The following is an 18,645-nucleotide window of genomic DNA, read 5'->3' as shown; positions in this document are numbered from 1 at the left end:
TGCCGGCCCGTACGGTCACTCGCCCGTGCGGTCACTCGTGGGTGTTGGCCGCCTCGACCTCTTCCCGGGTGACGCCCAGCAGGTACAGGACGGTGTCGAGGAAGGGCACGTTGACGGCGGTGTGCGCGGCCTCGCGCACCACGGGCTTGGCGTTGAAGGCCACGCCCAGGCCGGCGGCGTTGAGCATGTCGAGGTCGTTGGCGCCGTCACCGATGGCCACGGTCTGCGCCAGGGGCACGCCGGCCTCCGCGGCGAACCGGCGCAGCAGCCGGGCCTTGCCCGCCCGGTCGACGATCTCGCCGGTCACCCGCCCGGTCAGCTTCCCGTCCACGATCTCCAGGGTGTTGGCGGAGGCGAAGTCCAGGCCCAGCCGCTCCCGCAGGTCGTCCGTCACCTGGGTGAAGCCGCCGGAGACCACGCCCACCTGGAAGCCGAGCTTCTTGAGCGTCTTGATCAAGGTGCGGGCGCCGGGCGTGAGGCGGACCTCGGCGCGGACCTTGTCCACCACGCCCTCGTCCAGCCCGGCCAGCAGCGCCACCCGCTCGTGCAGGGACTGCTCGAAGTCCAGCTCGCCCCGCATGGCCCGCGCGGTCACCTCGGCCACCTGCGCCTCGCAGCCGGCGTGCGCCGCGAACAGCTCGATGACCTCGTCCTGGATGAGGGTGGAGTCCACGTCCATGACGACCAGCCGCTGGGCGCGGCGCTGCAGGCCGGCCGCCACCACGGCCACGTCCACGCCCAGCGCCGCCGACTCGGTGGCCAGGGCCGTGCGGAGCTCCTCCGTCCCGGTGCCGGAGACCGCGAACTCCACGGCGGTCACGGGGTATTTGGCGAGCCGGAAGATACGGTCGATGTTGCCGCCGGTACCGGTGATGCAGGCGGCGATGGCCGCCGTCGATTCGGCCGTCAGCGGATGGCCGAGGACGGTGACGTGGGAACGGCCGGTGCCGCGCGGACGGTTGTCGCCGCGCCCCGAGATGATCTCGGTCTGCAGGTGCATCGACTCCGCCCAGCTGTGCACGGTCGCGCGCAGGTTGCCCTCCGCGGACGGCCCGCCGGCCGGTGCGGTGACCAGTGCGCACAGCGTGATGCGGCCCCGCGTGACGATCTGCTCGATGTCTATGACGTCCACCGCGAAGGCGGCCAGGGTGTCGAAGAGCCCGGCCGTGATGCCCGGCCGGTCCTTCCCGAAGATCTTGACCAGGAGAGTGGGTGCGTCCTCGCCGCTCGGGGCGGCGGGCGGGATCGGCGATGCGCTCATGGTGTTCCTACCGTATCCGCACCGCGTGCCTGCCCGTACACCTGTCCCACCCGCTGGACGGCACTCCGTGCCACGGCGCCGGCCTGCCCGGGGCCCGGTGAATGCCCTTACCGGCGGCCCCGGGGCGGCGGGGGCGGCCCGTCCGGCGGGGGCGGCGGCGGATGGCCGTAGCGCGGCCTCGACGGGTCCTGCCGCCCCTGCGGCGGCTGCCGCCGGGGCAGGGGCGGCGCCGGCCCGCGCCAGGTCTCGGTCGGGGCGTCGTACGTCCCCGGCCCGGGCGGGCGCAGGTACGGATTCGCCTCCGGCCGCCCGCCCCCGGGCGGGACGTACGGCCCACCCGTGAACCCGGCCCCGTACGCCTGCCCCGCCCCGCCGCCGCCCCCGGGGCCCGTCCCCTCGCGGGCGTACGGTGCCGCGCGGCGGCCCGCCGAGCCCGTGGCGTACGCCAGAAGCCCCCCGAGGAGCCCCGCGGCCAGGCCCCAGGCGGCGCCGAGCAGCAGGGCCAGGGGCACGCTGCCCTCCAGGCTCAGCCCCGCCCCCACGGCGTCGATGCCCAGCACCGACAGCGAGGCGCCGACCTCCACCCGCGTGGCCAGGACCAGCAGCGGCAGCGCCACGGCCGTGACCGCGCCCAGCGACAGCCCGCAGCGCAGCGCGAACGCGCCCGCCCGCGCCCGGCCCACGGGCGTACGGGCCGCCGTGAGCACCCCGGCCGTCAGCATCAGCAGCCCGCAGCCCAGCGGCAGCAGCCACACGGCGGGCGACAGGTCCGCGAGCGTGCCCGGCGTCACCGTCCGCGCGGTCCCCGCCCGCAGCAGCTCGTCGAGGGGGTGGGGGAGCACCTGGAGCAGCGAGCCGCTCGCCGACCCCGACCAGGGCACGAACAGGCCCAGCGGCACCCCCAGCCACACGCCGTTGGGCGCGCCCAGCAGCGCCGCCCCCAGGACGCGCCCCGGGCGGTCGTCACCGGTGGCCGCGCCCACCGCCGCCGACAGGCCCGCGACCACCGCCAGCACCAGCACCGCGCACAGTGCGGAGGCGGCCGGGCGCACCGTACGGTGCCCGGCGGCCCACGCGCGCGGCAGCGGTGCGCGCCGCGCGGCCAGCAGCGTCACCAGCGCCACGACCAGCACCCACACCAGCCCGCCGAGCAGCGAGGCCCCGGTGCGCACGGAGAAGCCGACCGCCGCCTTGGCGCCGGCCAGGTCGGCGAGGCGGCCGGGCAGCCCGCCGCCGATGTCCCCGATGTCGCCGAGGCCGGGCAGGTCCAGGCCCGGGCTCTTGCCGCCGGAGCCGGGTACGACGGAGCCGAGCCCCTTGCCGTCGAAGGTGATGACGGACGAACCGGCCCACGCCAGCCCGCCCAGCACCGCCAGGAACACCACGGCCACGGCGGCCACTCGCGCCACCAGCGCCCCGGCGCCGACGACCGCCCCCGCCCGGCGCAGCGACCGTGCGAGCACCGTGCCCAGCACCAGGGCCCCCACGAGGCTCACTCCCAGGGGGACGAGGTCGATGGTGGTGTGCGCCCCCGCGCCCGTCAGCCCGAATGCTTCGACCGACCCCGAGGGGGTGACCGAGCCGCCGACGGCGAGCACGACCACGGCGGCCGTCATGGGGCCCAGCGAGCCCGCGGCGTCCGCGCCCAGCAGGTGCAGCCCCGCCGCGGCCACCGCCGCCATGGCCAGGAACGCCCAGCTCACGGCGGCCACCGCGGTGAGGAGCAGGTCCGGCGCGCCGCCCGGTCCGCTTCCCGTCGCGGGCCCCGGCGTCATCCCCGCCGTCCCCGCCGTCCGTGCCGTCCCCGCCATCCCGGCCCCCCGATGCCGACCCGACGCCCGAATAAAGGGGGTTTTCATGTGGCTTGGCCGTAATTCGACGTCCGGTCACTGTCCGGCTTTTCCCCGCACAACGGCCGCATCCCCCGCACTCCCGGGCGGTTACTACTGTCGGGGTGGGTTTCCCGTCGGTCAACGGCGCCTGTTACAGGGCCGGTACACGGCTGCCCCACTCCCGACTTTCGGTCGGGGGACTGCGCCTGAAATAGTTCCTCCCGATGTTCACCATCCCTAGACTCCCTGTGCAGGGGACATCGGGGGACAAGTAGTGGGGCATGGAGTGCCGGAACTCGTACTGGAATTGAATGGACAGACCTGGGCGCTTGACCCGTCCCGGTCGTACGCCCTGGGGCGTGACCCGCAGGGTGACATGGTGCTGGAGGACGCCCGCGTCTCCTGGCGGCACGCCACCCTCCGCTGGGGTGGCCGTGCGTGGGTCATCGAGGACCACGGCAGCACCAACGGCACCTATGTGCAGGGCCAGCGGGTCCATCAGATGGAGATCGGCCCGGGCGCCAGCGTGCACCTGGGCAACGCCAGCGACGGCCCCCGGCTGGACTTCTCCGCCGCCCAGGCCGCCGCCCCGGCCGCCGACCTCTACAGTGCGCAGACGGCCATCGCGCCCCCTCTCCAGCACGGCGGGCCGGCCCCGCAGCACTACCAGCAGCCGGGCGGGCAGAGCAGCGGTGCCGGCTGGCCGGGCCAGCAGCCCTACCAGCAGCAGCCCCAGCACGGCTCCTGGCAGCAGCAGCAGCCGCCGCAGCACGCGCAGCACCAGCAGCCCCAGCCGCAGCAGCCGTACGTGCCGCAGCAGCAGGCGCAGCCCGTGCAGACGCCCGGCGGCGCGGCCGCCCCGCCCGTCTACGGCGACCGCAGCCCCACCACGTTCCACCAGGTGGCCGCCGGGCGCGTGATGCGCATCGGTCGTGCCCTGGACAACGAGCTGGTCGTCTCCGACCTCCAGGTCTCCCGGCACCACGCCGAGTTCCGGGCCACGAGCGACGGCCGTTTCGAGATCGTCGACCTGGGCAGCCACAACGGCACCTACGTCAACGGTCAGCCGGTCCGGCAGCAGATCATCGGCCCCAACGACATCGTGGGTGTCGGTCACTCGACGTTCCGGCTGGTCGGCGACCGCCTCGAGGAGTTCGTCGACACCGGTGACGTCTCCTTCTCCGCCCGCCACCTGACCGTGACCGTCGAAGGCGGCAAGCAGATCCTCAAGGACGTCTCCTTCGGCGTCCCCGAGAAGTCGCTGATCGCCGTCATCGGCCCCTCCGGCTCCGGCAAGTCCACCCTGCTCAAGGCGCTGACCGGCTACCGGCCCGCCAACCAGGGCGACGTGCTCTACGACAACCGGAACCTGTACAAGCAGTTCGCCGAGCTGCGGCAGCGCATCGGTCTGGTCCCGCAGGACGACATCCTGCACAAGGACCTCACCATCCGTAAGGCGCTGCGCTACGCGGCCAAGCTCCGCTTCCCCGGCGACACCGCGACCTCCGAGCGCGAGGCGCGCATCGACGAGGTGCTGCGCGAGCTGAAGCTCGACCACCACAAGGACAAGAAGATCACCGCGCTCTCCGGCGGCCAGCGCAAGCGCGTCTCGGTCGCGCTGGAGCTGCTGACCAAGCCGTCGCTGATCTTCCTGGACGAGCCCACCTCCGGCCTGGACCCGGGCATGGACCGCGACGTCATGCAGCTGCTGCGCGGCCTGGCCGACGACGGCCGCACGGTCCTGGTGGTCACCCACTCGGTGGCCGAGCTGGCGCTGTGCGACAAGCTGCTGGTGATGGCGCCGGGCGGCGCCGTGGCGTACTTCGGCCCGCCGGACGAGGCGCTGAACTTCTTCGGCTACGAGACCTGGGCCGACGTCTTCTCGGCGTTCGAGAACTACCGCGACTACGACTGGTCGGGCCGCTGGAAGGGCTCGCAGCACTACCAGATGTACGCGGCCGACATCGACGCCGTCGCCCCGCAGTCCGTGCACGTCCAGCCGCAGATGGTCCGCCCGCCGGTGCCGCAGAGCTGGATGTCCCAACTGTGGACGCTGATGCGCAGGTACGTGTCGGTCATCGCGTCCGACCGCGGCTTCATGGGGCTGATGCTGGCCCTGCCGGCCGTGATCGGCGGCGTCAGCACGCTGATCCCGTCGGACTTCGGGCTCGGCGCGCCCACCAAGGGCCACTTCAACCAGGACGCCGGCACGATCATGCTGATCCTCGCGGTCGGCATGTGCTTCTCAGGCTCCGCCAACTCCGTCCGTGAGCTGATCAAGGAACGGGTCATCTACGAACGGGAACGCGCCACCGGCCTGTCCCGGAGCGCCTATCTGATGTCCAAGGTGATCGTCCTCGGTGCGATCACCGCGGTGCAGGGCGCCCTGATCTGCGCCATCGGCTTCTCGGCCCGCAAGCTGCCCGACCAGGGCCTGGTGGTGAAGAACCTGCCCGCCGTCGAGCTGTGCGTCGTCGTCACCGGCCTGGGGTTCACCTGCATGATGATCGGCCTGGTGATCTCCTCCCTGGTGAAGACCACGGAGAAGACCATGCCGCTGCTGGTCATGTTCGCCATCGTCCAGGTCGTCTTCACCGGCATCCTCTTCAAGCTCTTCGACGCGCCGGGCATCGAGCAGGTCGCCTGGCTGATGCCGGCCCGCTGGGCCATCGCCGGCGCCGGCACCACGCTGGACCTGTCGCACGTCATGGCGCCGTTCGACAAGAACGACCCGACCCACCTCGACCCGCTGTGGGCACACAGCGCCGGCCAGTGGGGCATGGACCTCGCCGCGCTGCTGGCCATCGGCATCGCCTGCGGCTTCCTCGTCATCCGGCTGCTGCGCCGGCACGAGCCCGAGGTCATGCGCAAGTGACGGCCGGCCCGTGACGGGCCCGCGAACGCGCCGAAGGGCGGCACCCGGACTCCGGGTGCCGCCCTTCGGCGTTGCTGTCCTTCCGCCGCGCGGAAGCGTGGGGTGCCCTGGCTCAGTACGCCGAGTTGACGTTGTCCATGGAGCCGTACACCTTCGCCGCGTAGTTGCAGGCGGCGGTGATGTTGGCGACCGGGTCGTAGATGTCCCAGGAGGTGCCGTCGACGTGGTACGCCTTGAAGGTGGGGTCGATCACCTGGAGCAGGCCCTTGGACGGGATGCCCTTGGCGGCGTTGGAGTCCCACAGGTTGATGGCCTTCGGGTTGCCGGTCGACTCCCGCATGATGTTGCGGTAGATGCCGTTGTAGCTGCCCGGGATGCCCTTGGCCTGCATGATGTCCAGGGCCTCGCGGATCCACCCGTCGAGGTTGTTGGCGTAGGTCTTCTTCACCGGGGCGGCCGGGACGGGCGCGCGCTCGGCGGAACGGCTCGCGGCCTGCTGCTCGGCGCGCTCCTTGTCCGCCTTCTCCTTGGCGGCCTGCTCGTCGGCCTTCTTCTTGGCGTCGGCCTTGGCCTGCTCGGTGGCGCGGTCGGCCTGCTTGGCCAGCTCCTGCTGCTGCGTCTCGCCGAAGGAGTGCGCGTTCCAGGCGACCGGCTTCACGGCGGCGACCGTCTTCTCGCCGTCGGCGGAGGCGGGGACGACCGCGAAGGCCAGTGCGGCGACACCGGCCGCGGCAATGCCGGCGGCGGAGAACTTGTGGACCTTGGTCAGGCGGGTATAGCCGGAGATGGGGGAGCGCATGAGTGAGCTGAACCTCTTCCAATCGCTTGAGTCGCAGCGGCCCGGATCGACGCGGTCAGCGCCGCGTCTCGTTCGACGGCGCCCTGCGGCTGGGCAATTGTTAGCGGCTGCAAAATCAGCTCGCAATGATGTGACGTACTACGGAGCCTCGTAACGCAACCCGCGAGGCCCCGCCCCCGCTCCCCGGCACTTGCCAGGTGAACCGCTCACTTACCGCGTGTTTACGCGTCCACTAAGCGGCTTCGTACGTGATGTGCGTCCCGTGGGCGGGGTCACACGCGGCCACGGGCAACGCTACGCAGGGCGGTCGGCGCCGTACGCTCGGTCACTGTTTGCGATCAGAAAGATCGTCCGAGCGGAGTTATGCTGCTCGGCCCTGCTCCGGCCCTGCTCCGGCCCTCCGGTCAGACCTCCACCAGCACCTGGCCGAGGCTCTTCCGCACCAGGTCCGGCACCCGGCAGTCCGGCGCCGGATAGCCCACCGGGATCACCGCGAACGCCTTTTCGTTCGCCGGCCGCCCCAGCACCTCCGCCAGGAACCGCATCGGGCTCGGCGTGTGCACCAGCGCCGCCAGCCCCGACAGGTGCAGCGCCGACAGCAGCATCCCCACCGCGATCCCCACCGACTCGTCCACGTAGTAGTGCTTGCGCCGCTCCCCGTCCGGACCGAGCCAGTACCGCTGCTGGAACACCACCACCAGCGCCGGCGCGTCCGTCAGGTGCGGCTTCACCTCGTCGGTGCCCAGCGGGCGCAGCGCCGCCAGCCACTCCTCGCCCAGCCGGCCCGCGTACGACCGCCGCTCCTCTTCCTCCGCCGCCGCCCGCACGGCCCGCCGCACCGCCGGGTCCTTCACCAGGACGAACGTCCACGGCTGCTGGTGCGCCCCGGACGGCGCCGTCGCCGCGCACGCGATCGCGTCCCGCACCACCTGCTCGGGCACCGGGTCGGGCGAGAACTGCCGCACCGTACGGCGCCGCCCCATGCGCTCCCGCAGCTCGGCGGCGCGGGCCAGCGACTCCTCCACCGGCATCCGCTCCGGACGGTAGGGCACCGCACGGTAGGGCTCGCCGTGGGTGGGGGTCCACTGCACAGGTCCAGACATGAGGAGTACATGCCCCGGCGGCGCCCGTCCACTCCCACGCACCCCAGGCCCCCGCCCCGGGCCCACCCGCTTTAGGACCACCCGCCCTAGGACCACCGGCCCAGGTCCCGGCCACCGCAGGCCCGATTCCCCCCGCACACCCGCTCGCTACGGTAAGGGCCATGACCACCCCGCCCCGCTCCGGCCTCACGGCGATCAGCACCGCGCTGCTCGCGATGAGCCGGCACCTGGAGGTGCGCGACGTCCTCAAGACCATCGTCGCCTCCGCCCGAGACCTGCTGGACGCCGAGTACGCCGCGCTCGGCGTCCCCGACGACCACGGGGGCTTCGCCCAGTTCGTCGTCGACGGCGTCAGTGACGACCAGTGGAAGGCCATCGGCCCCCTTCCGCGCCAGCACGGCATCCTCGCGTCGATGCTGAAGGACGCCACCCCCCAGCGCCTCGCCGACGTGCGCCGCGACCCCCGCTTCGGCGGCTGGCCCGCCGCGCACCCCGACATGAGCGACTTCATCGGCGTCCCGGTGGCCGACGGCGACGAGATCCTCGGCGCCCTCTTCCTCGCCGACAAGCGCTGCCCCAAGCCCGAGGGCGGCTGCGGCTTCACCGCGGAGGACGAGGAACTGCTCGGCGTCCTCGCCCAGCACGCCGCCATCGCCCTCACCAACGCCCGCCTCTACGAGCGCAGCCGCGAGCTCACCATCGCCGGCGAGCGCTCCCGCCTCGCCCACGAGCTGCACGACGCCGTCGCGCAGAAGCTGTTCTCCCTCCGGCTGACCGCCCAGGCCGCCACCGCCCTCGTCGACCGCGACCCCGCCCGCGCCAAGGGCGCCCTCCACGAGGTCGCCCGGCTCGCCGCCGAGGCCGCCGACGAGCTGCGCGCCGCCGTCGTCGAGCTGCGCCCCGCAGCCCTCGACGAGGACGGCCTGGTGGCCACCCTGCGCACCCAGGTGAAGGTGCTCGACCGCGCCCACTCCGCCCGCGTCGGCTTCACCAACCACGGCGTGCGCGCCCTGCCCGCCGCCCAGGAGGAGGCCCTGCTGCGCGTCGCCCAGGAGGCCCTCCACAACGCCCTGCGCCACTCCGGCGCCCGCACGGTCGACGTCACCCTCGCCCGCAGCGGCCCCGGCGCCACCCTGCGCGTCACCGACGACGGCTGCGGCTTCGACCCCGGCGCCGTCCGCCGGGCCGGCCGCCACCTGGGCCTGGTCTCCATGCGCGACCGGGCGGGCGGCGTCGGCGGAACGCTGACCGTGACCTCGGAGCCCGGAACGGGCACCACGATCGAGATGGAGGTGCCCGGTGGCTGAGGAACACCGGATCAAGGTGCTGATCGTCGACGACCACCAGGTGGTCCGCGAAGGGCTGCGCACCTTCCTGGAGGTCCAGGAGGACATCGAGGTGGTGGGTGAGGCCGCGGACGGCGCCGAGGGCGTCGAGCGCGCCGGGGAGCTGCTCCCGGACGTCGTCCTCATGGACGTGAAGATGCCCGGCACCGACGGCATCGAGGCGCTGCGCCGGCTGCGCGAGCTGGGCAACCCCGCCCGGGTCCTGGTGGTCACCAGCTTCACGGAGCAGCGCACCGTCGTGCCGGCGCTGCGTGCGGGCGCCGCGGGCTACGTGTACAAGGACGTGGCCCCCGACGCGCTGGCCGGCGCCATCCGGTCGGTGCACGCCGGGCACGTCCTGCTCCAGCCGGAGGTCGCCGGGGCCCTGCTGGCCCAGGACGAGGGGACCGGCCACGGCCGGGGCAACGGGCTGACGGAGCGGGAGCGCGAGGTGCTCGCCCTGATCGCCGACGGGCGGTCCAACCGGGAGATCGCGCGGGCGCTGGTGCTCTCCGAGAAGACCGTCAAGACGCACGTCTCGAACATCCTGATGAAGCTCGACCTGGCGGACCGCACCCAGGCGGCCCTCTGGGCGGTCCGTCATGGGATCGGTGCCTGACCTGGTCTTTTGCGGGGCGGGGAGCGGCGCGTGTCCGGTCCCCCATTAAGCGGAACGTCACGCTCCGATCGGCTGTTCATGCTGTCGTGTGATAACTGCTCCGAACGCGCAACTCCCCTCGTCGTGGCCCGTTTTCCATGGCGTAACCGCGGCGGCTGGCCGTGGCGACGCTCTGGCAAACATCAGGAAGGTCATACGAAAGTGAACAACATGAAGAAGGCCGCTGCCGTCACGCTCGCCGTGGGTGGTCTCGCGCTGGCCGGTGCCGCCTCCGCCTCCGCCCACGCCCAGGCCGAGGGTGTGGCGAAGAACAGCCCCGGTGTCGCCTCCGGCAACGTCGTCCAGGTCCCCGTGAAGGTCCCGGTCAACCTGTGCGGCAACACCGTGAACGTGGTGGGCGTCGGCAACCCGGCCCACGGCAACCTCTGCGTCAACGAGTAATAAACGACGCTCACCCCCGTGAGTCCGTCGGCTCCACTACGGTGGAGCCGACACCGGGATTGATCGGGCGAGGGTGATCAATCGTCCGAACGAGGGCAAACACCCCCGATGGCCGTGCCGTCGGGGGTTCATTGGCGTTCATCAGTACACGGCCCCGTGGCAGGGGCCGGTCAGGTCAGTCATCTAAAAGGAAGACCACCTCATGAACAGTGCCAAGAAGGCAGCCCTCGCTCTGGCCGCAGCAGGCGTCGCCGTCAGCGCCTCCGTCGTCCCCGCGGTCGCCAGTGACGACGGTCACGGCGCCATCGCCGTCGGCGCTGCCAAGGGCTCGCCCGGTGTCATCTCGGGCAACGTCATCCAGGTGCCGATCGACATCCCGGTGAACGTCTGCGGCAACACCATCGACATCATCATCGGCCTCCTCAACCCGACCTTCGGCAACACCTGCATCAACGACGGGGGCAAGGGGCACCACGAGCACAAGGGCCACCACGGCGGCCACTGAGCAGGCGGCTCCCGCCCGCTCCGCGTCCCCCGACGGGCCGCCGGCCCGCCCATGAGGTACGCCCAGCAGAAGGCCCCGCGGACCGGCCGGTCCGCGGGGCCTTCTGCTGGAGCCCGGTCAGCCCCGGCCGGACCCCTCCAGCACGGCGTTGTACGCCGCCACCTGCGCCCGCCGGGCCGTCCGCTCCACCGGCCGCAGCGTCGCCGCCCGCGCCGCGATCTCCGAGGCGCTCACCGCGCCGCCGTGCTCCCGGCCCTCGCCGTCCCCCGGCGCGTACGCGATGTCCAGCAGCGCCCCGACCCGCTGCGCCAGTTGCAGCACCCGCACCGCGCGCGGCGGGTACCCCGGCGCCAGTACCTCCGCGGACCGCGCGGCCCTCGCCCGGTACGCCTCCAGCGCCGCCTGCGCCACCGGGCCCGAGCCCGCCACGTCCAGCCGGGTCAGCGCCTCCGTGGCGTCGCGCAGCGCCTCGGCCAGTTCCCGCTCGGCCTCCGACAGCGACGGCACGTCCGCGGGCGGGGCCTCCCGTACCGGCAGGCAGTGCCACAGGACCTCGACGTGCACGTCGCCGGCGGGCCCCGCCTCGTACACCTCGGGCACCAGCCCGAGCCCCACGCCCACCGCGACGACGGCCTCGCCCGCGTCGATCGCCCGGTCGTTGAACTCCGGCGGCCCGCTCAGCCCCAGCGGATGGCCCGGCACCGGCAGCGCCAGCCGCAGCCCCGTGGCGCCCAGCGCGCGCAGCCGGCCCAGCGCCAGCGTCAGGCCCACCGGGCCGGACTCGCCCGGCAGACCCGTGACACGGTGGGACGCGTCCTCCCCGGTGATGCGGTCCGCCACGTCATCAGGTGCGGCAAATCCGGCAATAAGGGCATTTCCCCAGGCGGTGAGCCGCCCTGAGCGATGTTCGTCGAGCATGCCCCCAGCCTAGAGACCGGCTCGCTCGCCGGGTGGCGTAGTTTTTCCCTGGGGCTCTGCCCCGGGGGCTGCGCCGGACAGGCGCAGGCGACGACGCGACTGCAATGGGAGACAACGCGCTCATGAGCGATGTGCTGGAACTGGTGGACGTATCCGTGGTCCGCGAGGGCCGGGCTCTGGTGGACCAGGTCTCCTGGTCGGTCAAGGAGGGCGAGCGCTGGGTGATCCTCGGCCCCAATGGCGCCGGCAAGACCACCCTTCTCAACGTCGCGTCCAGCTACCTCTTCCCCAGCAAGGGCACCGCCCGCATCCTGGGGGAGAAGCTCGGCGCCGTCGACGTCTTCGACCTCCGCCCCCGCATCGGCGTGGCCGGCATCGCCCTGGCCGACAAGCTGCCCCGCAGCCAGACCGTGCTGCAGACCGTCCTCACCGCCGCCTACGGCATGACCGCCGGCTGGCGCGAGGACTACGAGGAGGTCGACGAGCAGCGCGCCCGCGCCTTCCTCGACGTCCTCGGCATGACCGACTTCCTGGACCGGAAGTTCGGCACCCTCTCCGAGGGCGAGCGCAAGCGAACCCTCATCGCCCGCGCCATGATGACCGACCCCGAGCTGCTCATGCTCGACGAGCCCGCCGCCGGCCTCGACCTCGGCGGCCGCGAGGACCTCGTACGCCGCCTGGGCCGCCTCGCCCGCGACCCGCTCGCCCCCTCGATGGTGATGGTCACGCACCACGTCGAGGAGATCGCCCCCGGCTTCACCCACGTCCTGATGATCCGCCAGGGCAAGGTGCTGGCCGCCGGCCCCATCGAGCTGGAGCTCACCTCCCGCAACCTTTCCCACTGCTTCGGCCTGCCCCTCGTCGTCGAGCGCCACGGCGACCGCTGGACCGCCCACGGGCTGCCGCTGTCCTGACCCCGCGCGCTCTGTCCCGGGGCGGGGCCGCGCCCCTACCATGACCAGGTGGGCACTTGGGTGTGGTGGCTCGTCGCCGCCGTCGGGCTGGGCATTCCGCTGGTCGTCACCGCGATGCCGGAATTCGGCATGTTCGCGGCCGGAGCCGTCGCCGCCGCCGTCACCGCCGTCCTCGGCGGCGGCACCGTGGCACAGTTCCTCGTCTTCGCCGTCGTCTCCGTGGCCCTGATCGCCGTCGTCCGCCCGATCGCCAACCGCCAGCGCCGGGGCCGCCCCGAGCTGGCGACCGGCGTGGACGCGCTCCGGGGCCGGCAGGCCGTCGTCCTGGAACGGGTCGACGGCAACGGCGGCCGCATCAAGCTCGCGGGCGAGATCTGGTCCGCGCGCTCCCTCGACACCGGGCGCGCCTTCGAAGTGGGCGAGCAGGTGGACGTCATCGAGATCGACGGCGCCACGGCCGTGGTCGTGTGAGACCGGGACCGGCCGGCTCCGCCCTAACGCCTGCACAGCGGTGCCCGGTTCTGGAAGACTCCCTCACAACGATCACCGCGTGCACCGCACAGCGGGCAACGTCACCGACACGGCACGGGGAGCTGGAGCCACGATGGAACCGATCATCATCGTCCTGATCATCCTGGTGGTGCTCGTCTTCATCGCCCTCATGAAGACGGTTCAGGTCATTCCGCAGGCCAGCGCCGCCATCGTGGAGCGCTTCGGCCGCTACACCCGCACTCTCAACGCGGGCCTGAACATCGTCGTCCCCTTCATCGACACGATCCGCAACCGCATCGACCTCCGCGAGCAGGTCGTCCCCTTCCCGCCCCAGCCGGTCATCACCCAGGACAACCTCGTCGTCAACATCGACACGGTCATCTACTACCAGGTGACCGACGCCCGCGCCGCCACCTACGAGGTCTCCAGCTTCATCCAGGCCATCGAGCAGCTCACCGTCACCACCCTGCGCAACATCATCGGCGGCATGGACCTCGAGCGCACCCTCACCTCCCGCGAGGAGATCAACGCCGCCCTCCGCGGCGTCCTCGACGAGGCCACCGGCAAGTGGGGCATCCGCGTCAACCGCGTCGAACTCAAGGCCATCGAGCCCCCCACCTCCATCCAGGACTCGATGGAGAAGCAGATGCGCGCCGACCGGGACAAGCGCGCCGCCATCCTCCAGGCCGAAGGCATCCGGCAGTCCGAGATCCTGCGCGCCGAGGGCGAGAAGCAGTCGGCCATCCTCCGCGCCGAAGGTGAGGCCCGCGCCGCCGCCCTCCGAGCCGAGGGCGAGGCCCAGGCCATCCGCACCGTCTTCGAGTCCATCCACGCCGGCGACCCCGACGAGAAGCTGCTCTCCTACCAGTACCTCCAGATGCTCCCGAAGATCGCCGAAGGCGACGCCAACAAGCTCTGGATCGTCCCCAGCGAGATCGGCGACGCCCTCAAGGGCCTCAGCGGAGCCGTCGGCAACGGCCTGGGCAGCCTCGGCCCCCGCGGCGGCGGCAGCGCCCCCCGCACCACCAAGGAGACCCCGCGCCGCGAGCAGCCCCCCCTCGACTGACCCCCGCACGACCCGGCACGAACCGGCCAGGGCCTGTCCCCCCATGATCCGGTTCGTGCATGATCGGTGCGAGCCCCCCGACCCCTGTGGCGGGGAGGCGACACACCGATCCGAAGGAGATGGCCTTGTCCATCTGGGAAGCACTCGCGGTCTTCGGCGCCGGCATCGGCGCAGGCGCCATCAACACCATCGTCGGCTCCGGCACCCTCATCACCTTCCCGGTGCTCCTCGCCACCGGACTGCCCCCCATCACTGCCAACGTCTCCAACACCCTCGGCCTCGTCCCCGGCAGCATCAGCGGCGCCATAGGCTACCGCCGGGAACTCCAGGGCCAGGGCCCCCGCGTCCTCCGCCTCGGCATCACCGCCCTCGTCGGCGGCCTCGCCGGCGCCGTCCTGCTGCTCGCCCTGCCGTCCTCGGCCTTCGACGCCATCGTGCCCGCCCTCATCGGCATCGCACTCGTCCTCGTCGTCCTGCAACCCCGGCTCGCCCGCACCCTCGCCCGCCGCCGCGAACGCAACGGCACCCACGTCCCCGCCCACGGCGGCCCCGTCCTCTTCGCCGGCATGCTCCTCGCCAGCGCCTACGGCGGCTACTTCGGCGCCGCCCAGGGCGTGCTCTACCTGTCCCTCATGGGCGTCCTGCTCGACGAGGACCTCCAGCGCATCAACGCCCTGAAGAACGTCCTCGCCGTCGTCGTCAACGGCGTCGCCGCCGTCTTCTTCGTCCTCGCCGCCCACGTCGACTGGACCGCCGTGCTGCTCATCGCCGTCGGCTCCGTCATCGGCGGCCAGATCGGCGCCAGGATCGGCCGCCGCCTCCCGCCCGTCGCCCTGCGCGGCATCATCGTCGCCGTCGGCACCGTCGCCATCGTCCAGCTGCTGCTCAAGTAGCCGCCGCGGCACCGGCCGCACCGGACAGCAACGGGGGAGGGGCCGCAGCGGACCCTCCCCCGTACGTGGACGAACCGGCGGAACCTCCCGCCTCAGCCGCCCGCCGGCACCTCGTACGTACCGATCACATGCGCCCGCGCCAGCGCGTGGAACCGCAGGTGGAACCCGACCACCGCCGGCGACGCCTCCGCGTCCGGGCCCAGCTTCTCCCGGTCCACGGCGTACACCGTGAACACGTACCGGTGCGGCCCGTCGCCCGCCGGCGGCGCCGCACCCCCGAAGTCCCGCGTGCCGTAGTCGTTGCGCACGTGCACGGCCCCCTCCGGGAGCCCCTCCATCTTCCCGCTGCCGGCCCCGGCGGGCAGCTCGGTGACCCCGGCCGGGATGTCGAAGACGACCCAGTGCCAGAAACCGCTGCCCGTCGGCGCGTCGGGGTCGAAACACGTCACCGCGAAACTCTTCGTCCCCTCCGGGAACCCCTCCCAGCGCAGATGCGGCGAACGATTGCCGCCCGCATGCACCTGATCCCCGCTCAGCTCCCCGCCCGGCACGACGTCGTCGCTCACCAGCGTGAACGACGGCACCGGCGGAAGAAACTCATGGGGGAGCGGCGGACGCTTCTGCTCGGACACACCGGACGCGTCGGACACGGGGAACACCTCCAGATACGGCGGACAACCGGAACCGCCAGCCTAACGAGGCGACAGCCGCACGGGCTGCGACCATAGGGAGCGTGCTCCATGTACTTCGCCACAACGGACGACGGCCCGCGGGACGCCTCGTGCGCACCCTGACCGCACTCCTGGCCGTCCTGCCCCTCCTGCTCCTGCCCGCGTGCTCCTCCGGCTCCTCCGGCGGGCACAAGACGGAACAGCCCGCGCGCCCGGCCACCGGCACCGCGCCCGCCTGGGCGAAGGGCATGAAGACCGTCACCGAGGACCAACTGCCCCCCGAGGCCCGGCACACCCTGCAACTCATCGCCAAGGGCGGCCCCTTCCCGTACCCCAAGGACGGCACCGTCTTCGGCAACCACGAGAACCGGCTGCCCCGCCAGAACCGCGGCTACTACCACGAGTACACCGTCCCCACCCCCGGCTCCCGCGACCGCGGCGCCCGGCGCATCATCACCGGGCAGCACGAGGAGCGCTACTACACCGGCGACCACTACAAGACCTTCGAAGCGGTGGTGCACCCATGACCGGCCTGCTCCCCCCGCCCGGCGTCCCCGCGCTCCTCTCGGGCGCGACCCCGCCGGGCGTCTACCGCCTCCCGCCCACCGACGCCCCCGACGACGTCGCCGCCCTCGCCACCGGCGCCGACTGGCACCCCGCCCGCCTCCGCCTCGCCCACGTCCACGACAAGGCGGCCTTCCTCGACCGGTGCGCCGCCGACCTGGACTTCCCCTCGTGGTTCGGCCACAACTGGGACGCCCTCGCCGACTGCCTCACCGACCTCTCCTGGTGGCGGGAGGCCGGCAAGACACGCGGCCACCTCCTGCTCGCCGAGGACTGGGAGACCTTCCGCAAGTCCGCCCCGGCCGACGCCCGCACCGCGGAGGCCATCCTCACCGACGCCGTCGGCTTCTGGGCCGGGCACGACCCGGTGCTGGCGGTCCTGCTCGCCTGACCGCAGCCGCCCGGCCCGGGGCGGGGAACGAGGCGTCAGAACCAGTTGCGGCGGCCACCCACCTCGGCCAGCCACTGGTGCAGGTACGCCGCCCAGTCCGTGTCCCCGTACGACGCCAGGTCGACGGTGAACGAACGGTACGTGTCGCTGCCCGAGCCGAACAGGCCCGGCTTCTTGTCCATCTCCAGCACCACGTCCATCTCGCGGTCGTCCGCCACGAACGACAGCTCCACCTCGTTCAGCCCCCGGTACTGCGCCGGTGCATGGAACTCGATCTCCTGGTAGAAGGGCAGCCGCTGCCGCGTCCCGCTGATGTGGCCCCGCTCCAGGTCGGCGGCCTTGAACACGAAGCCGAGCCGGCCGAACGCGTCGAGGATCGCCTGCTGCGCCGGCAGGGGGTGCACGTTCACCGGATCGAGGTCACCCGAGTCCACCGCCCGGGCGATCGCCAGGTGTGTCGACACCCCCACGCTCATCCCGGTCAGCTGCCGGCCCAGGAACATCGTGACCGGCGTCTCCCACGGCACCTCCAGCCCGAACGGCACGGTGTGCACCGCACCCGCCTGCACCTCGAACTCCCCGCCCAGCCGGACCCGCGTGAACTCCACGTCCTGCTTGTACTCGCCGTCGTCGGTCTCCACCTCGACGCGCGCCTGGAGCCCCACCGACAGGCCCTCGATCCGCTGCGGCACGGTCCCGCCCTGGATGCGGACCTCGCCCTGCACCACGCCGCCCGGTACGACGTTCTCCTCGAAGAGCACCGTCTCCACCGAAGCGCCGCCCGCCCCCAGGCTTGCCATGAGCTTCTTGAACACCACTGAACATCCTCCCCGGACCCGGTTCGGTTCCCCGGGCCCTTCCACTAGGCTCGGCCGGCATGATTTCCGCGCCTGACCGTATGCCACTGCCCAGGGAGTTCTTCGACCGTCCCGTCCTCGAGGTCGCCCCCGACCTGCTGGGCCGCACCCTCGTCCGGACGATGCCCGAGGGACGGATCGTCCTCCGCATCACGGAGGTCGAGGCATACGCCGGCGAGGCCGACCCCGGCTCGCACGCCTACCGGGGCCGCACGGAACGCAACGCGTCGATGTTCGGTCCGCCCGGACACGCCTACGTCTACTTCATCTACGGAATGTGGTTCAGCCTGAACCTGGTCTGCGGCCCCGAAGGCACCGCCAGCGGTGTCCTGCTGCGCGGCGGCGAGGTGATCGAGGGCGCCGGCCTGGCCCGCAAGCGCCGCCCCAAGGCCCGCCACGACCACGAGCTGGCCCAGGGCCCGGCCCGCCTGGCCACCGCACTCGACGTGGACCGCACCCTCAACGGCACCGACCTCTGCGCCGGCCCCGACGCCCCCCTACGGGTACTGGAGGGCACCCCCGTCCCCCGCGGCAGCATCCGCAACGGCCCCCGCACGGGCGTCGGCGGCGACGGCGCCCATCACCCCTGGCGCTTCTGGGCGGACGGCGACCCGACGGTGAGCCGCTACCGGGCGCATGTCCCGCGGAACCGGGGGAAGGCGCAGCAGTAGGACAGGGCCGAGGGAGGGCTCGCGGAGGGCTGACGGGCCCGCTGACCTCGGTGCTTGACTCTGCGGCCGGGAGGGCCTAACGTAGCTGAGCCGCCTGAGAAGGGCAGCGCCGTACGAGCGCACCTGATGGGCGGTACAACCACCACTACGAGGAAGCCCCGGACCGGGGTCGTGTTCCGTGCGCCTTTGCGTGCCGGAATGCGTTTCCGAAATCGGCTCGATCGACTCGATTAGCAGCCGCCGAGGAAATCCGCTAACGTGGTGGACACCCCGCCGACAGGGGATATCGGAATCGAATTCCACGCCGGATACGGCACGGAAGAGAGTCTGATAAAGTCGGAGACACCGAAGGGAAGCGCCCGGAGGAAAGCCCGAGAGGGTGAGTACGAAGGAAGCGTCCGTTCCTTGAGAACTCAACAGCGTGCCAAAAGTCAACGCCAGATATGTT

20 protein-coding genes are annotated in these 18,645 nt (G+C 72.3%); 13 read left to right on the top strand and 7 right to left on the bottom strand.

Translation table 11 applies throughout. The annotated features are described in order from the left end of the window. Window positions 1-31: 31 nt before the first annotated feature. Complete coding sequence (gene serB / locus IE305_RS30595; RefSeq protein ID WP_190133083.1) at window positions 32-1,261, bottom strand: phosphoserine phosphatase SerB; 1,230 nt, start codon at window positions 1,259-1,261, stop codon at window positions 32-34. A 107-nt stretch (window positions 1,262-1,368) separates the two neighbouring features. Beyond that, window positions 1,369-3,036, bottom strand: coding sequence for a streptophobe family protein (locus tag IE305_RS30590; protein ID WP_190133082.1), 1,668 nt, complete (start codon window positions 3,034-3,036; stop codon window positions 1,369-1,371). A 331-nt stretch (window positions 3,037-3,367) separates the two neighbouring features. On the opposite strand from IE305_RS30590, the gene IE305_RS30585 reads away from it, so the two are divergent. After that, complete coding sequence (locus IE305_RS30585; protein WP_190133081.1) at window positions 3,368-5,968, top strand: ABC transporter ATP-binding protein/permease; 2,601 nt, start codon at window positions 3,368-3,370, stop codon at window positions 5,966-5,968. A 112-nt stretch (window positions 5,969-6,080) separates the two neighbouring features. Here the strand turns inward: IE305_RS30585 and IE305_RS30580 are convergent, their stop codons facing one another. Both IE305_RS30580 and IE305_RS30575 read right to left on the bottom strand, forming a co-directional pair. Further along, window positions 6,081-6,767: a transglycosylase SLT domain-containing protein gene (locus IE305_RS30580; RefSeq protein WP_190133080.1), complete on the bottom strand. Its 687-nt coding sequence runs from the start codon at window positions 6,765-6,767 to the stop codon at window positions 6,081-6,083. Window positions 6,768-7,171: 404 nt separating this feature from the next. Then, window positions 7,172-7,870, bottom strand: a complete 699-nt coding sequence (locus IE305_RS30575; RefSeq protein WP_190133079.1) for a nitroreductase family protein — start codon at window positions 7,868-7,870, stop codon at window positions 7,172-7,174. A gap of 161 nt (window positions 7,871-8,031) precedes the next feature. On the opposite strand from IE305_RS30575, the gene IE305_RS30570 reads away from it, so the two are divergent. The 4 genes from IE305_RS30570 to IE305_RS30555 all read left to right on the top strand — a co-directional run bounded on the left by IE305_RS30570 (window position 8,032) and on the right by IE305_RS30555 (window position 10,760). After that, window positions 8,032-9,177 carry a GAF domain-containing sensor histidine kinase gene (locus tag IE305_RS30570; protein ID WP_190133078.1) on the top strand — a complete coding sequence of 382 codons (1,146 nt, stop codon included), beginning with the start codon at window positions 8,032-8,034 and terminating at the stop codon, window positions 9,175-9,177. After that, entirely contained in the window at window positions 9,170-9,814 is a 645-nt protein-coding gene (locus tag IE305_RS30565) for a response regulator (RefSeq protein ID WP_190133077.1), read from the top strand. Before IE305_RS30570 ends, IE305_RS30565 begins: the two co-directional genes overlap by 8 nt. Before the next feature lie 201 nt (window positions 9,815-10,015). After that, window positions 10,016-10,255, top strand: a complete 240-nt coding sequence (locus IE305_RS30560; RefSeq protein ID WP_308440290.1) for a chaplin — start codon at window positions 10,016-10,018, stop codon at window positions 10,253-10,255. 202 nt (window positions 10,256-10,457) lie between these two features. Further along, complete coding sequence (locus IE305_RS30555) at window positions 10,458-10,760, top strand: chaplin (protein WP_190133075.1); 303 nt, start codon at window positions 10,458-10,460, stop codon at window positions 10,758-10,760. A gap of 117 nt (window positions 10,761-10,877) precedes the next feature. Here IE305_RS30555 and IE305_RS30550 read toward each other — a convergent pair whose 3' ends face one another. Then, complete coding sequence (locus IE305_RS30550; RefSeq protein WP_190133074.1) at window positions 10,878-11,678, bottom strand: Rv1486c family protein; 801 nt, start codon at window positions 11,676-11,678, stop codon at window positions 10,878-10,880. 104 nt (window positions 11,679-11,782) lie between these two features. Here IE305_RS30550 and IE305_RS30545 point away from each other — a divergent pair, with 104 nt between their 5' ends. The 4 genes from IE305_RS30545 to IE305_RS30530 all read left to right on the top strand — a co-directional run bounded on the left by IE305_RS30545 (window position 11,783) and on the right by IE305_RS30530 (window position 15,043). Next, window positions 11,783-12,592 (top strand): ABC transporter ATP-binding protein, encoded by an 810-nt coding sequence (locus IE305_RS30545; RefSeq protein WP_190133073.1) that lies wholly within the window; start codon window positions 11,783-11,785, stop codon window positions 12,590-12,592. 48 nt (window positions 12,593-12,640) lie between these two features. Then, window positions 12,641-13,063, top strand: a complete 423-nt coding sequence (locus IE305_RS30540) for an NfeD family protein (RefSeq protein ID WP_229891741.1) — start codon at window positions 12,641-12,643, stop codon at window positions 13,061-13,063. Between the two features lie 133 nt (window positions 13,064-13,196). Then, the gene (locus tag IE305_RS30535) at window positions 13,197-14,150 is read left to right on the top strand and encodes an SPFH domain-containing protein (RefSeq protein WP_190133072.1); all 954 of its coding nucleotides are present in this window, start codon (window positions 13,197-13,199) and stop codon (window positions 14,148-14,150) included. Between the two features lie 119 nt (window positions 14,151-14,269). Then, window positions 14,270-15,043 (top strand): sulfite exporter TauE/SafE family protein, encoded by a 774-nt coding sequence (locus tag IE305_RS30530; protein WP_190133071.1) that lies wholly within the window; start codon window positions 14,270-14,272, stop codon window positions 15,041-15,043. 92 nt (window positions 15,044-15,135) lie between these two features. Here the strand turns inward: IE305_RS30530 and IE305_RS30525 are convergent, their stop codons facing one another. Further along, a complete protein-coding gene (locus IE305_RS30525; RefSeq protein WP_190133138.1) occupies window positions 15,136-15,675 on the bottom strand; it encodes a YbhB/YbcL family Raf kinase inhibitor-like protein in 540 nt (179 codons plus the stop codon). Between the two features lie 149 nt (window positions 15,676-15,824). Here IE305_RS30525 and IE305_RS30520 point away from each other — a divergent pair, with 149 nt between their 5' ends. Further along, the gene (locus IE305_RS30520; RefSeq protein WP_229891739.1) at window positions 15,825-16,241 is read left to right on the top strand and encodes a guanyl-specific ribonuclease; all 417 of its coding nucleotides are present in this window, start codon (window positions 15,825-15,827) and stop codon (window positions 16,239-16,241) included. Beyond that, window positions 16,238-16,669 (top strand): barstar family protein, encoded by a 432-nt coding sequence (locus tag IE305_RS30515; protein WP_190133070.1) that lies wholly within the window; start codon window positions 16,238-16,240, stop codon window positions 16,667-16,669. The genes IE305_RS30520 and IE305_RS30515 overlap by 4 nt, the downstream gene beginning before the upstream one ends. A 35-nt stretch (window positions 16,670-16,704) precedes the next feature. Here the strand turns inward: IE305_RS30515 and IE305_RS30510 are convergent, their stop codons facing one another. Next, complete coding sequence (locus tag IE305_RS30510; RefSeq protein ID WP_190133069.1) at window positions 16,705-17,487, bottom strand: sporulation protein; 783 nt, start codon at window positions 17,485-17,487, stop codon at window positions 16,705-16,707. A 59-nt stretch (window positions 17,488-17,546) separates the two neighbouring features. Here IE305_RS30510 and IE305_RS30505 point away from each other — a divergent pair, with 59 nt between their 5' ends. Next, window positions 17,547-18,197 carry a DNA-3-methyladenine glycosylase gene (locus IE305_RS30505; protein ID WP_190133068.1) on the top strand — a complete coding sequence of 217 codons (651 nt, stop codon included), beginning with the start codon at window positions 17,547-17,549 and terminating at the stop codon, window positions 18,195-18,197. 258 nt (window positions 18,198-18,455) lie between these two features. Continuing rightward, a partial coding sequence (locus IE305_RS33320; RefSeq protein ID WP_229891737.1) for a hypothetical protein occupies window positions 18,456-18,645 on the top strand: 190 nt, incomplete at its 3' end.

The sequence above is a fragment of the Streptomyces mashuensis genome (assembly GCF_014654785.1).
Lineage (GTDB): Bacteria > Actinomycetota > Actinomycetes > Streptomycetales > Streptomycetaceae > Streptomyces > Streptomyces mashuensis.
Note: the sequence above shows the minus strand (reverse complement) of the source record. Positions and strands in the feature narration are given on the sequence as shown.